The following is a 12,708-nucleotide window of genomic DNA, read 5'->3' on the forward strand; positions in this document are numbered from 1 at the left end:
CGTGGTCTGCAGCCAGGCTGTGCATCTGCCGGAGCTGGTTTGCGGTGGTCAGGTGTACGTGCCAGGCCGCCGCATCCCGGGCAAGATCCGCCGGGCAGGCCCAGGAGGCAGGCCGCAAGTGATGCACGACTGAACTCATCAGGATCGAGGTGTGTTCGAGTACCACGGCTGGATCACGGTCAGGGAGACTGCAGTTGATGACGACGATGAAGTCCGGCTGCGGCAGATCGTCGATGAGCTTCGGCTTCGCATCTCCCAGATGGCCAGCCCTTACCTCCTTGATCCCAGGTGGATCAACGGCGAGCCGTTCATCCACCTGGGAGGTCATTCCAATCACCGCTCGTCGCCTGATGCCGTCGGTTTCTTCGAGCATGTGGCAGCGGTTGCCCCTGGCTCCTACGGACTCCGCCATATTCGCGATGACGAAGGCCCGGGCTACGAGAATAGGGACGGAGTGAGTACGCGCGCCTCCTGGACGCGCGTATCCGGAGGCTACGTCGACGACGGAACCCGCCCCGCGCCTCTGGGGCCCGAGCGGTGCATGCTCCACTGGGCGAGCGGCGCGAGGGCGTCCACCAGTGCCTGGCCGTCCGGGGCCAGGTGATAGCGGATCTGTACGGGCGTCGTGGGAATGACGGTGCGCTCGATGAGGCCCGCGGCCTCGAGTTCCTTCAGGCGCTGGGAGAGCAGCCGGTCGGAGATGCCGTCGATCATCGCCCGGTACTCGCCGAAGCGCCGGGCACCCCGGTCGGCGGCCTGCAGTATCGAACCCGTCCAGCGGCGTCCGATCAGTTCGAGGGTGCCCTCGAAGCTCGGGCAGGTGTCATCATGAATGGAGTCCACTTACAAAAGATTAGCACCTTACCCGTCGTTTTGCCGATGGCGCGGTTCGGCGCACCGTGGACGCATGACCGACTACGGACGCCCGCTCTCCTTCGGAGTGAGCCTCGACCCCACCGCCGGGGCCTGGGAGCAGACCCAGCGCCTCGCGCAGACAGCGGAGGACCTCGGCCTGGACCATCTGGCCGTCCAGGACCACCCCTACCAGCCAGGCCACCTCGACACCTGGACCCTGATCGCCCACCTGTCCGCGCTCACCCACCGCATCTCCTTCCTGACCGACGTCGCGGACCTGCAGCTGCGCCCGCCGGTGATGCTCGCCAAGGCCGCCGCCTCTCTGAGCGTGCTCACCGACGGACGGATCCAGCTCGGTGTCGGCGGGGGCGGCATCCCCGATGCCATCGCCTCGATGGGCGGCCCGGCGCGACGCGGCCAGGACATGGTGGCGTACGCCGAGGAGTCCCTGGGGCTCCTGCGCACGGCCCTGTCCGGAGGTGTCGTACAGCTGCACAGCCCGTACCACTCCGTCGACGGCTACCGCGCCGGACCGGTGCCCCCGAAGCCCGTCGAGCTCTGGCTCGGCGCCCAGAAGCCCCGGATGCTCGCCGTCACCGGCCGGGTGGCCGACGGCTGGATCTCTCCGCTGAACATCTACGTGCCGCCGCAGGAGGTGCCCTCGCGCCAGCGGATCATCGACCAGGCGGCCGCCGAAGCGGGCCGCGACCCGGCCACGCTGCGGCGCGTCTACAACGTGATCGGCACGATCGGCGACCACGGAGAGGGGCCCGGGCTCGTCGGCGGCGTGCGGCGGTGGGTGGACACCCTCACCGAGTGGACCGTCGAACTCGGCTTCGACACCTTTGTCTTCTGGCCCGCCACCGACCCCGAGCGGCAGCTCACGCTCTTCGCCGGCGAGGTCGTGCCCGCGGTGCGCGAGCGCGTCGACGCCATGCGGAGCGGGCGATGAACACCATCCTCGGCACCTTGCCGGCCGAACTCGCCGGCAAGGTGGTCACACCCGACGACCGGCGCTATCGGCTGCTGCGCTCCACCTACACTACCGTCGGCCGCCCGGCCGCCGTGGTCCTGCCCGAATCCGCGGGCGACGTCGCGGCAGCGCTGCGGCTCGCACGGGAGACGGGGCTCCGGGTGGCCGTCCGCAGCGGCGGGCACGGCCTGTCCGGCAGCGGCACCAACGACGGCGGGCTCGTCATCGACCTGAGCACACTGCACCGCATCGACGTCCTCGACCGGGGCTCCCGGCTGGTCCGCGTCGAGGCGGGCGCCCGCTGGGCCCAGGTCGCCCAGGCGCTCGCCCCGCACGGGCTTGCCATCAGCTCGGGCGACCACGGCAACGTCGGCGTCGGCGGCATCGCCACCGGGGGCGGCGTCGGCTGGCTCGTTCGCCGGTACGGGCTCACCGTCGACCACATCCGTGCCGTCGAGGTCGTCCTGCCCGACGGGACGTACGTACGCGCCGATGCCGCAACCGACCCCGACCTGCTGTGGGTGATGCGCGGGGCCGGCGCGGGCGCCGGAATCGCGGTGGCCTTCGAGATCGAGGCCATGGAACTCCGTGATGTCGGCTACGCACAGCTGGTCGCGGCAGTCGACCCGGCCGGTGAGACGCTGCGGCGCTGGGCCGACGTCATGGCGCGGGCGCCGCGCGAGCTGTCGACGGCGGTGATGCTGTCCTCGCAGGGCGCCACCAGCGCGGCGTTCATCACCGCGGTCGTGGCCTCGGACAGCCCGTCCGTCATCCGCGACGCCGTCGAACCGCTGCTCGGCATCGGCGACGTGATGGCCCAGCAGACCCACGTCGTCCCCTACACGGAGCTGGTCCCACCGCACCATCTGCACGCCAACTCCGGTCAGATGCCGTCCAGCACGACCAACGGACTGCTCACCGACATGACCGCGGACGCCGCCCGCGCACTGGTCACCGCGTCGGCCGCCCCCCACCCGGTCCTGATCCAGCTGCGTTCGCTCGGCGGCGCGACCCACGACCCTGCCCCCTCGGCCACCGCGTTCGCCCACCGCCACCAGAACACCCTCGTCGTCGCCTCGGCGTTCCCGCCGGACGCCCCCGCCACCCTGGCCGCCGCTTGGACGCCGCTCGCCCCGCACACCGACGGCGCGTACGTGAACTTCGAGAGCGCCCCCGACGAGGCGACGTTCACCCGCGCCTACCCGGGACCGACCGGCACCCGCGTCACCGACCTGTGGAAGCGCTACGACCCCGACAGCGTTCTGCGCCCCCGGCCGCCGGCCTGACCACCGGCCCCATCAACCTCACCGACCACGAGCCCCGCGGCACCCGCCGCGGGAGCCCGCCCGTTCATGTCACCCTTACTGGAGATATTCCATGGCCACGTTGCTGCACATCGACTCGTCCGTGTTCCCGGGCGGCGCCTCCGCCTCCCGCGCCGTGACCGAGACCTTCCGCAAGACCTGGGAGGAGCAGCACCCGCAGGGCACGGTGATCTACCGCGACCTCTCCGCCGACCCCGTCCCGCACATCACCGCCGACGCACACACCGCGGGCTTCGCCGATCCGGACGCCCACACGCCCGAGCAGGCCGCCGCCTTCGCCGAACGCCTCAAGCTGATCGAGGAGTTGGAGCGGGCGGACGCGGTACTGATCGGGGCGCCGATGTACAACTACACGATCCCCTCGACCCTCAAGGCCTGGCTGGACAACGTGATCCTCTTCGGCCGCACGTCGGGCGAGACCCCCTCCGCCAAGGGCACCCCGGTCACCGTCGTCGCCAGCCGCGGCGGCTCCTACGCGCCCGGCACCCCGAAGGAGCCCTTCGAATACGTCCAGAACTACCTGACGGCTACCCTCGCCGACATGCTCGCCCTCGACGTCGACTTCATCGTCCCGGAACTCACGATGGCCCCGCACAATCCGGCCATGACCCAACTGGTCCCGCTCTTCGAAACCTCCCGCGAGCGCGCCCTGCAGGACGCGGCCACCAAGGCCAAGGCCCTCGCCGAACGCCTCGCCGCGTAAGCGGCCGACATCACGAGAACGCCGTGTGCGTCCCTGCCACCAGGACGGCGCACGGCGTTCCGGATTCGCCCACCGGCGTCCACGCGAATGAAGGCCGTCTTCGACGCCGGCACCCGGCACATCGCCGCCGCTCGGTCGGTCGGTGGTGTCGGCGACCACAACGAGCGCAAAGTCAGGGGCAGTCCGGCACCGAGTACGCCGTCGGCCGGGCCGCAGTCATCGAGGACGGCGGCTGCCGGAGTACCGGCGTGGCCATCCCCCACCGTCGCGAGACGGGCGAGGCCCCGCTCCACCGCCATTTCGGCCTGCCGGCGCAGGTACTCGGGACGTCCGATCGGTGTCCGGAGTCCGGCCCCTGACGGCTCAGTTCGGCCTGCGTGGCGATGACCAGGTCGTCGGCGTGCAGGTTCAGGGCCTTCTTGATCAGGAGTTCGGCCGTGAACGGGCCATAGGAGTCGGCCGTGTCAATGAAGTTCACGCCCAAGTCGACCTCGCGCGACGCAGCAGGCGGACGGCCTCATCGGGGCCTTGGGGCCGCTCCAAGCACCGATGCCGGTCAGCTGCATCGCCCCGAAGCCGAGGCGAGTGGTGGGGTGAGCAACCCCACCCACGTGGCCTTTGACCGACAGACCGGTCAGTCGGCTGCTGTGTCGCCGTCAATGCCAGTGACAGTGCCGCGCAACGCCAGGGAGTGGTCGATGGTGGCGACCGTCGCCAGGATCACCACGACTACCGTCATGCCGACCCAGCCGGCGACGGACGCGGCGATCCCCAACGGCACCGCGCACAGCGCGCCGACCAAGCGATCGGCGATCCGGCCGCTGCCGAGCAAGCCCCGGTAGATCGCGTGCCCGGTCAGGAAGGTCGCGGTGCCACAGCCCAGCCACCAGCGGTTCGTGTGGGCACCCAGGTGATGGATGGCGTCAGTGATGCCCGCGGCGATCAGGACGACTCCGATGATCATCACGAGGTGCGCGCCGGTGAACGCGTAGTAGGCCAGCATCTGCCGCCGACGCGCGGCGGCCTTCTCGAACTCCGCCTCGGCCCGCGCCTCGTCCCCGTCGAAGTACACCCACCAGACTCCCGTCGCGACGGCGACGCCCAGCGCCACGCCGAGCGCCAGCGGGGCGTCCACCGCGTGGCTCTCCGAGCTTTCGGCGCCGATCCCGATGGCCACCACCGACTCGCCCAGCGCCACGAGAAGGAGCAGTGCATGTCGCTCCACGAAGTGGTGCGGCTCGATGACGAAGCCGCGGATACGTCCTAGGAAGGGCGAGAGGTACAGGATGAGCACCGCGGCGACCCAGCACACCCAGCCCCACGCGTCCGGCAGGTGAGGGGCCACGAGCACGAGGACGCCGGCGGCGGCGTTGAACGGCATGTTGCGAAGGATGGCCTGCCGGGCCGACGGGGCATCGGCCGTCAGATAGAGCAGACCGTGGATGGCGACCACGGCCAGATATGCCAGGGGGAACGCCCAGCCCTCGGGCTCGAAGGCGTAGGGCACGTCGAGACCCATGATGAAGAAGCCCATCATGGCGAGCGTCAGCAGCAGGCGCACCGGCACGGCGTCGGGCCGTACGGCATTGGTGAGCCACCCGAACCCACTGAACATCCACCACACGACGACCATTGGGAACAGGCCCTTGAGGAGGCCCTCCCACCCGGGGTGCGTCTCCACCGCGTGGGTCACCTGGGTGATGACGAAGACGAATACCAGATCGAAGAAGAGCTCGGCCGGCGTCACCCGGCCGCGGCTGCTCTCCGAAAGCCACAGCCTCCGACGAACGGAGGAAGCCTCAGTCCTTCCGGTCCCACTCATGACTGATCGCTTCCCCTAAAACGCTTGTGAGACTGACCCTCGGTATGAACACTTTGACGGCGCGCGTGAATGCTCACGGGCAGCGCGACACACCGTGTGGAGTCGGATTGTCGTGGTGGATGGGTGTGTGTATATCTGTGAGTGGTACGCCGGTACCGCCGCGGCGATCTGCGACGAGTTCGGCGACGATCGACAGCGCGGTTTCCTCAGGAGTGCGCGCGCCGAGGTCGAGGCCGATCGGTGAGCGCAGTCGTGCCAGTTCCTGATCCGTCACGCCCGACTGACGCAAGCGCCACATGCGGTCCTCATGCGTGCGCCGGGATCCCATGGCGCCGACGTAGGCGACCGGCAGCTTCAGCGCGCGTTCCAGCAGTGGCACGTCGAATTTGACATCGTGCGTCAGCACGCACAGTACCGTTCGGTTGTCGACGTGCGTGGTCTCCAGGTAGCGGTGAGGCCAGTCGACGTTGATCTCGTCCGCCTCCGGGAAGCGAGCCGGGGTGGCGAATACCGGTCGCGCGTCGCACACGGTCACGTGGTAACCGAGGTATTTGCCGAGCCGCACCAGCGCCACCGCAAAGTCGATCGCGCCGAAGACGATCATGCGTGGGGGCGGGACGCACGATTCGACCAGCAGCGCGAGCGGGCGAGGGCAGTATGCCCGGTCCGTGCCGATGACGATTGTCCCGGTGCGCCCCACCTCCAGCATGGCCCGGGCTTCGACCGCCACAGCGCGGTTCAGCTGAGCCTGATCGCCCAGGGTCCCCTCAAACGAGCCGTCGAGCCGGACTACCAGTCCACGCCCCATCAGCTCGGCCGGCCCGTCAGTGACACGGGCCAGGGCAGCCGCCTCTCCGGAGCAGGCGGCTGACAAAGCGGCGGCGAGAACCTCCCGTCCGGGATCACTGATACGGACCGGAGTGATGAGAACGTCAATGACGCCGCCACAGGTCAGACCGACGGCGAAGGCATCTTCGTCGCTGTAACCAAAACGCTCCAGAACGGCTTCGCCGTCTTTCAGGGCGTGCCGGCACAGTTCGTACACCGCGCCCTCCACGCAGCCGCCGGAGACCGAACCGATGGCCGTCCCCTCGTCGTTCACGGCGAGCGCGGCGCCAGGCGAACGGGGCGCGCTGCCCCTGACCGCAACAACCGTTGCGACGGCGAAGTCACGTCCCTGCTCCATCCACCGCTGCAGCTCTTCAGCGATATCCAGCATGTTTCTCCAGGTCTGAGGTCTTCGCCGCCGCGCCCCCTGTTGATTGCGCCGGTCAGCGGACCGTCCGTGCCGCCTTCTCGATGATGTCGGCGACGTCGTTGGGACGGGACACGCTCACGGCGTGCGAGGCCCGGACCTCCACTGTGCGAGCCTTGGCACGCTCGGCCATGAACCTCTGCGCCTGCGGCGGAATGTTGAGGTCCTCGGTGGCCACCAGGACCCAGGACGGGATGGTCTTCCAGGCCGGCTCGGAGGCACCCTCCTCCAGGGCAGTGCTGGTCACCGGGCGCTGGGTGACCGCCATGAGGTCCGTGATGGCCTTGGGGACATCCGCGGCGAACTGGTCGTGGAACTTGCTCTGCTCGATGTAGAGGTCCGTCCCCTGTGAGCCGTCCGGCAGGGAGACCGGAACCGGATGCAGGGTTTCGCCGAGGGTGCTGCCCGGGAACTTGCCCGACAACTCAACCGCGCTCTCGCCCTTCTCCGGGATGAAGGCGGCGATGTACACGAGCGCCTTGACGTTGCCGGCGCCGTGGGCGGCGTTGCTGATGACCGCTCCGCCGTAGGAGTGCCCGGCAAGCACAACCGGGCCGTCGATGCTCGCCAGGAGATCCTTGAGGTAAGCGGCGTCGCTGCTCAGTCCGCGCAGCGGATTGGCCGCGGCCACCACCGGATAGCCGTCCCGCTTCAGCTTCTTGACGACGTCGTTCCAGCTGGTGGAGTCGGCGAACGCGCCATGGACGAGTACGACGGTCGGCTTGCGGTGCTGTGAGGAAGTGGCCTTGCCGGCGCTCGCCGGACCGACCGACGCCGCGAGGAGGCCGGCGGCGACCGCGACGGTTGCCATCAGGGAGAGAGGGGTGCGGGCACGTCGGAGAGGCGAACGACGGTTCATGAGGGGCCCTTTCGAGGCAGAGGTTTCACTCGTGTCCGGACAGACGAGCTGGCGATTGCGGCAGGACGTGGCTTGCCGGGATGTGGAGCTCTCAGCTGCTGAGCAGAGCGGCGCGCAGGGCGCCGATGGCCAAGGTGATGGCGGCTTCGGCGGCATGGGTCTCCCGCAGGGCGTTGAGCATCACGAAGTCGTGGATGATGCCCTGGAAGCGAACCGAGGTGACCGGGACGCCGGCCTCGCGCAGCTTGTTCGCGTACGCCTCGCCCTCGTCGCGCAGGACGTCGGCCTCGCCGGTGATGACCAGGGCCGGGGGCAGACCTGCAAGCTGCTCGGTGGTGGCACGCAACGGCGAGGCGGTGACCTCGGCACGCTGCTTCTCGTCGGTCGTGTACTGGTCCCAGAACCACTGCATGGCGTCGCGGCGCAGGAAGTAGCCCTCCGCGAACTGGTGGTAGGAGTCGGTGTCGAAGTTCGCGTCGGTGACGGGGTAGAAGAGGACCTGCAGGCACAGAGCGACGTCACCGCGTTCCTTGGCCATCAGGGTCAGGGCCGCGCTCATGTTGCCGCCCACCGAGTCGCCGGCCACGGCGATGCGGGTGGTGCTGAGTCCCTTGTCCGTGCCATCGGTGACGACCCAGCGGGCGACCGCGTAGTTCTGCTCGACGGCGACCGGGTAGCGGGCCTCGGGCGAGAGGTCGTACTCGGGGAAGACCACGGCGGCGTGTGCGCCGACGGCGAGTTCACGGACGAGGCGGTCGTGGGTGTGGGCGTTGCCGAACACCCAGCCGGCCCCGTGGATGTAGAGGATCACGGGCAGGGTGCCGGTGGCGCCGGCGGGGCGGACGATGCGGGTGCGGACCTGTCCGGTGGGTCCGCCTGGCACAGTGATCCATTCCTCGTCGACGGCCGGCTTGGCGATCTCACCGGACTGCACCTCGTCGACGGTCTTACGGCCCTCCACCGGGCCGAGGTCGAACAGGTACGGCGGGTTCGCGGTGGCCTCGGCGAAGGCCCGCGCGGCCGGCTCCAGAACGGGTCTTGTCGGGATGTGCTTCTCGGGCATGCCTGTCTTCCTCTCGTGACGACATCTAGGCTCAGCGCGTTGTCCTCCCTCGGGCGTTCAGAGCATCAGCTGGTCGATGGTGATGGGCAGGGAGCGGATGCGGCGTCCTGTGGCGTGGAAGACCGCGTTGCCGACGGCAGCGGCCAGGCCGACCAGTCCGACCTCACCGACTCCCTTGCTGCCGACGGCAGTTGCCCGGTCGGGACCGCCGACGAAGAGCACCTCCATGTCCGGAACGTCCGCGTTGACGGGCATGAGATAGTCGCCGAACGTCGCGTTGGCGATGCGGCCGGTGCCCCGGTCGGTGGCCGTTTCCTCGAACATCGCCTGGCTGATGCCGCCCACCGTGCCGCCGACGATCTGGCTGGTGGCGGTCTTCTCGTTGAGGATGCGCCCGCCGTCGATGGCGGACACCACCCGTGCCACCCGCAGCAGCCCCAGGTCGGGGTCGACGCGGACCTCGACGAACTTCGCGCCGAAAGCGCCGGCGATGGCCACCCCCAGCTCGTCGCCTTGAGGCGGTGTGCTTCTGCCGTCGGCGCTGAGTTCCTCCAAGCCGTGCCGGGCCAGGATGTCGACGTAGGACTCGCCCTGTTCGGGGTCCGCAATGCGGTGGATGCGCCCGTCGACGACCGTCACGTCATCGAGCAGGGCTCCGCGCAGGGGAGACTGGATGTCGTTGCCCACCACGTCGAGGAATTCCTGCACCAGGCGCCGGCAGGAGGTGTGCACGGCGTTGCCGAGGGCACCGGTGAGGCCGGATCCGCCGGCTTGGGGCGAGTACGGCATGTCGGAGTCGCCGAGGTCGAACCGCACGCGGGTGACGTCGAGGCCGAGCAGCTCTGCCGCCAGTTGGGTCATGACCGTGTAGGTGCCAGTGCCGATGTCGGTGGCTGCGCTGCGTACGTATGCCGAGCCGTCACGACGCACGGAGGCCCGTGCCTGACACGGCACCTGGTAGAAGGGGTAGGAGACACCGGCCAGGCCGTAGCCGACGAGCCAGCGGCCGTCACGCATGGAGCCCGGCTCCGGTGTGCGGCGCGACCAGCCGAACCGCTCGGCGCCCTCGACGTAGCACTCCCTCAGGGCCTTGCTCGACCAGGGCAGGCCCAGGATCGGGTGCACTTCCGCGTAGTTGCGCAGGCGGATGTCGAGGGGGTCCATACCCACCGCGTACGCGACGTCGTCGATCGCGGACTCCAGGGCGAAGTTGCCCTGGCCCTCGGCCGGCGCGCGCATGGAGCCCGGGCAGGGGATGTTCAGGCGTGCCTGCCGGTCACGGGTCAGCACGTTGGGGCAGGCGTACGAGAACGCCGATCCGTAGGAGACCGGTTCGTAGTCGTCGTCCTCCATCGCCACGGACGAGATGCCGTGGTGCTCGATGGCGACGAGGTCCCCGTCGCGAGTGGCGCCGATCTTGATCTGCTGGACGCTGTTGGGCCGATGTCCCACGGAGGAGAACATCTCGGGCCGGGTCAGGACCAGTTTGACGGGCCGCCGTGTCCGGCGGGCGGCCAGCACGGTGAGGATGACGTGGGACCACACCCTGAGGCCGGCGCCGAAGCCGCCGCCGACGAAGGGGGCGAGTACTCGGATGCCGCTCTCGGGAACCTTGAAGATCGTGGCCAGTGAGGTACGCACGTTGTGCGGCCACTGCGTGGAGTCGTGCACGGTGAGCGCGTCGCCGTGCCAGGAGGCGAGCGTGGCCATCAGGCCGAGTGGATTGTTGGTGTTGTCGGGGGTGGTGTAAGTGCCCTCGACGACCACGTCGGACTGGGCGAATCCGGCCTTCACATCACCGCGCTCGGTGTCCAGCCCCCAGGGGTTTTCGACGATCTCTGCCCGGGGGTCGTCCACGTCGAGCACTGCCTTGCCCATCTCGTATTCGACCCGTACCAGCCGGGCGGCGTGCCTGGCCTGCTCTGCGCTCTCGGCGACGACGATCCCGATGTGCTGCCCGTAGTGCAGGACGCGGTCGTCCTGCAGCGGAGCCGGAGGTGACCCGCCCAACAGCGTCATCGGGCCGCGCTCCAGCTTCGGCGCGGTCAGATGCGTGATGACGTCCAGCACGCCCGGCGCCGCCAGAACCTGGGAGACGTCGATTTCGGTGATGCGCCCCGCGGCGATGGTGCTGCCGACCAGGGCTGCGTGCACCATGCCGGGGACGGAAAAGTCGTTGGGGTAGTGAGCCGATCCGGTCACCTTCAGCGGCGCGTCCACACGGTCGAGGCCCGCACCAACGATTCCGCCGGTTTCAAGGGTGGTCATGACGACGCTCCTGCAACGATCTCGAGAGTACGCACCAGGGTGCGCTTGGCCAGCTCCACCTTGAACGCGGTACCGGGCAGGGGCCGGGCGCCCTCCAAGGCTGCCTCGGCTGCCGCACGGAAGACGGCGGAACCGGCTTGGGCCCCACGCAGGACATCCTCCGCGTCCCAGCACCGCCAGGGGACGGTGCCGACTCCGCCCAGGGCCACATGCGCTTCCTGGATGACACCGTTCTCGATCACCAGTGCCGCACCGGCCGAGGTCAGCGCGAACTCGTAGGAGACGCGGTCCCGGACTTTCAGATAGTGCGACCGCGCGTTCGCGGGAAGGAACGGGATCTCGACGGCAGTGATCAGCTCACCGTGCTGCAGCACGTTCTCGACGTGCGGCGTGTCGCCTGGCGGCAGGTAGAACTGGGTCAGGGGAATCGACCGGGTGCCGTCCGCGCCCTGGACGTGGACGGTCGCGTCGAGCGCCGTGAAGGGCACCGCGACGTCCGAGGCGTGCAGAGCGATGCAGTTCTCGCTCGTGCCCAGGATCGCGTGCATGCGGTGTATGCCCGTGATGGCCGCACACCCTGAGCCCGGATCGCGCTTGTTGCAGGCACCGACGGTGGGGTCTCTGAAGTACCGGCACCGTGCGCGCTGGAGCAGGTTGCCGCCGATGGTGGCCATGTTCCGCAGTTGCGTCGAGGCACCGAGCAGCAGGGCCTCGCGCACGAAGGGAAGCCGTTCCCCGACGGTGGGATCCGCAGCGAGTTCCTCCATCGTCGTCAATGCGCCGACCTGGACGGCCGAGTCGGTGTGCGTGATGCCGCCGAGCGGGAGACCCGTGATGTCGACGAGCCGCTCGGGGTGGAGAACCCCGTCCTTCATGAGGTCCAACTGTGTGGTGCCGCCGGCGAGGAATGACGTGTGCGGATCGGCGGTTACAACGGCCACGGCCTGGTCGGCATCGGTGGCCCGGGCGTATTCGAAGGGCTGCATCGTCAACTCTCCGCTGTCACGTCGCGAATGGCTGCACGGATGTTCGGGTAGGCGCCGCAGCGGCAGATGTTGCCGCTCATGAACTCGCGGATCTCTTCATCAGAGGTCGCACGCCCCTCCCGGATGAGGCAGACAGCGGACATGATCTGCCCGGGGGTGCAGTAGCCGCACTGGAACGCGTCGTGTCGGGCGAAGGCCGCTTGGACGGGGTGCAACTCGCCGTCGGCGGCCAGGGCTTCGACGGTGGTGATCTCTCGCCCTTCGTACTGGGCGGCCAGTGCGAGACACGACACCACGCGCTTCCCGTCGGCCATCACCGTGCACGCACCACACGCGCCCTGGTCACACCCCTTCTTCGCGCCGGTGAGGCCCAGGCGGTCACGCAATGCGTCGAGCAGCGTGACGCGTGCGTCGATGCGGAGGGAGCGGGAGATGCCGTTGACATTCAGCGTGATATCGACTTGCGGCGGCTCAGAGGAAGACTGGCCAGATAGGCGTATCTCAGTTTCTTTCTGCTTCATAGCGCCTCGATTCTGAATCCAGGAGACATCGTCGACGACAGAGAGAAGAACCCAAAAGTCCGGCGGCTATTGCATGCA

General features: G+C 69.0%; 12 protein-coding genes and 2 pseudogenes. 5 read left to right on the forward strand and 9 right to left on the reverse strand.

Annotated elements, in window-relative coordinates; genetic code table 11:
• Positions 1-151 precede the first annotated feature (151 nt).
• Positions 152-604 (forward strand): Imm7 family immunity protein, encoded by a 453-nt coding sequence (locus tag AB0I98_RS10790; protein WP_362938438.1) that lies wholly within the window; start codon positions 152-154, stop codon positions 602-604.
• Here the strand turns inward: AB0I98_RS10790 and AB0I98_RS10795 are convergent.
• Complete coding sequence (locus AB0I98_RS10795) at positions 493-843, reverse strand: helix-turn-helix domain-containing protein (protein WP_362938441.1); 351 nt, start codon at positions 841-843, stop codon at positions 493-495. The two genes, AB0I98_RS10790 and AB0I98_RS10795, sit on opposite strands and share 112 nt — an antisense overlap.
• Before the next feature lie 64 nt (positions 844-907).
• Here AB0I98_RS10795 and AB0I98_RS10800 point away from each other — a divergent pair, with 64 nt between their 5' ends.
• From AB0I98_RS10800 to AB0I98_RS10815, 4 genes and pseudogenes are all read left to right on the forward strand, one after another.
• On the forward strand, positions 908-1,807 hold the full coding sequence (locus tag AB0I98_RS10800) for an LLM class flavin-dependent oxidoreductase (protein ID WP_362938444.1): 900 nt from the start codon (positions 908-910) through the stop codon (positions 1,805-1,807).
• The gene (locus AB0I98_RS10805; protein ID WP_362938447.1) at positions 1,804-3,114 is read left to right on the forward strand and encodes an FAD-dependent oxidoreductase; all 1,311 of its coding nucleotides are present in this window, start codon (positions 1,804-1,806) and stop codon (positions 3,112-3,114) included. The genes AB0I98_RS10800 and AB0I98_RS10805 overlap by 4 nt, the downstream gene beginning before the upstream one ends.
• A gap of 91 nt (positions 3,115-3,205) precedes the next feature.
• Entirely contained in the window at positions 3,206-3,856 is a 651-nt protein-coding gene (locus AB0I98_RS10810) for an NAD(P)H-dependent oxidoreductase (protein ID WP_362938450.1), read from the forward strand.
• 182 nt (positions 3,857-4,038) lie between these two features.
• Positions 4,039-4,137 (forward strand): annotated as a pseudogene (locus tag AB0I98_RS10815) (IS5/IS1182 family transposase); the annotation flags it as partial.
• Positions 4,138-4,262: 125 nt separating this feature from the next.
• Here the strand turns inward: AB0I98_RS10815 and AB0I98_RS10820 are convergent.
• The 8 genes and pseudogenes from AB0I98_RS10820 to AB0I98_RS10855 all read right to left on the reverse strand — a co-directional run.
• Positions 4,263-4,334, reverse strand: a pseudogene (locus AB0I98_RS10820) (hypothetical protein); the annotation flags it as partial.
• A gap of 156 nt (positions 4,335-4,490) precedes the next feature.
• On the reverse strand, positions 4,491-5,603 hold the full coding sequence (locus AB0I98_RS10825; protein ID WP_362938453.1) for a low temperature requirement protein A: 1,113 nt from the start codon (positions 5,601-5,603) through the stop codon (positions 4,491-4,493).
• A 148-nt stretch (positions 5,604-5,751) separates the two neighbouring features.
• Positions 5,752-6,897, reverse strand: a complete 1,146-nt coding sequence (locus AB0I98_RS10830; protein WP_362938456.1) for an XdhC family protein — start codon at positions 6,895-6,897, stop codon at positions 5,752-5,754.
• Positions 6,898-6,949: 52 nt separating this feature from the next.
• Positions 6,950-7,744, reverse strand: coding sequence for an alpha/beta hydrolase (locus tag AB0I98_RS10835; RefSeq protein ID WP_362938459.1), 795 nt, complete (start codon positions 7,742-7,744; stop codon positions 6,950-6,952).
• Positions 7,745-7,883: 139 nt separating this feature from the next.
• On the reverse strand, positions 7,884-8,855 hold the full coding sequence (locus AB0I98_RS10840) for an alpha/beta hydrolase (protein WP_362938462.1): 972 nt from the start codon (positions 8,853-8,855) through the stop codon (positions 7,884-7,886).
• Between the two features lie 57 nt (positions 8,856-8,912).
• Positions 8,913-11,123, reverse strand: a complete 2,211-nt coding sequence (locus AB0I98_RS10845) for a xanthine dehydrogenase family protein molybdopterin-binding subunit (protein ID WP_362938465.1) — start codon at positions 11,121-11,123, stop codon at positions 8,913-8,915.
• Entirely contained in the window at positions 11,120-12,109 is a 990-nt protein-coding gene (locus tag AB0I98_RS10850) for a xanthine dehydrogenase family protein subunit M (protein WP_362938468.1), read from the reverse strand. The genes AB0I98_RS10845 and AB0I98_RS10850 overlap by 4 nt, the downstream gene beginning before the upstream one ends.
• A gap of 2 nt (positions 12,110-12,111) precedes the next feature.
• Positions 12,112-12,630: a (2Fe-2S)-binding protein gene (locus AB0I98_RS10855; protein WP_362938471.1), complete on the reverse strand. Its 519-nt coding sequence runs from the start codon at positions 12,628-12,630 to the stop codon at positions 12,112-12,114.
• Positions 12,631-12,708 lie beyond the last annotated feature (78 nt).

It is taken from the genome of Streptomyces sp. NPDC050211 (assembly GCF_040656035.1).
Taxonomy (GTDB): domain Bacteria; phylum Actinomycetota; class Actinomycetes; order Streptomycetales; family Streptomycetaceae; genus Streptomyces.

What these genes read in the sequence shown, in the direction of transcription:
- AB0I98_RS10800 (WP_362938444.1), top strand. Translation starts at nt 908, where the DNA reads ATGACCGACTACGGACGCCCGCTCTCCTTCGGAGTGAGCCTCGACCCC.
- AB0I98_RS10840 (WP_362938462.1), bottom strand. Translation starts at nt 8,855, where the DNA reads ATGCCCGAGAAGCACATCCCGACAAGACCCGTTCTGGAGCCGGCCGCG.
- AB0I98_RS10805 (WP_362938447.1), top strand. Translation starts at nt 1,804, where the DNA reads ATGAACACCATCCTCGGCACCTTGCCGGCCGAACTCGCCGGCAAGGTG.
- AB0I98_RS10855 (WP_362938471.1), bottom strand. Translation starts at nt 12,630, where the DNA reads ATGAAGCAGAAAGAAACTGAGATACGCCTATCTGGCCAGTCTTCCTCT.
- AB0I98_RS10845 (WP_362938465.1), bottom strand. Translation starts at nt 11,123, where the DNA reads ATGACCACCCTTGAAACCGGCGGAATCGTTGGTGCGGGCCTCGACCGT.
- AB0I98_RS10835 (WP_362938459.1), bottom strand. Translation starts at nt 7,744, where the DNA reads ATGGCAACCGTCGCGGTCGCCGCCGGCCTCCTCGCGGCGTCGGTCGGT.
- AB0I98_RS10810 (WP_362938450.1), top strand. Translation starts at nt 3,206, where the DNA reads ATGGCCACGTTGCTGCACATCGACTCGTCCGTGTTCCCGGGCGGCGCC.
- AB0I98_RS10850 (WP_362938468.1), bottom strand. Translation starts at nt 12,109, where the DNA reads ATGCAGCCCTTCGAATACGCCCGGGCCACCGATGCCGACCAGGCCGTG.
- AB0I98_RS10830 (WP_362938456.1), bottom strand. Translation starts at nt 6,897, where the DNA reads ATGCTGGATATCGCTGAAGAGCTGCAGCGGTGGATGGAGCAGGGACGT.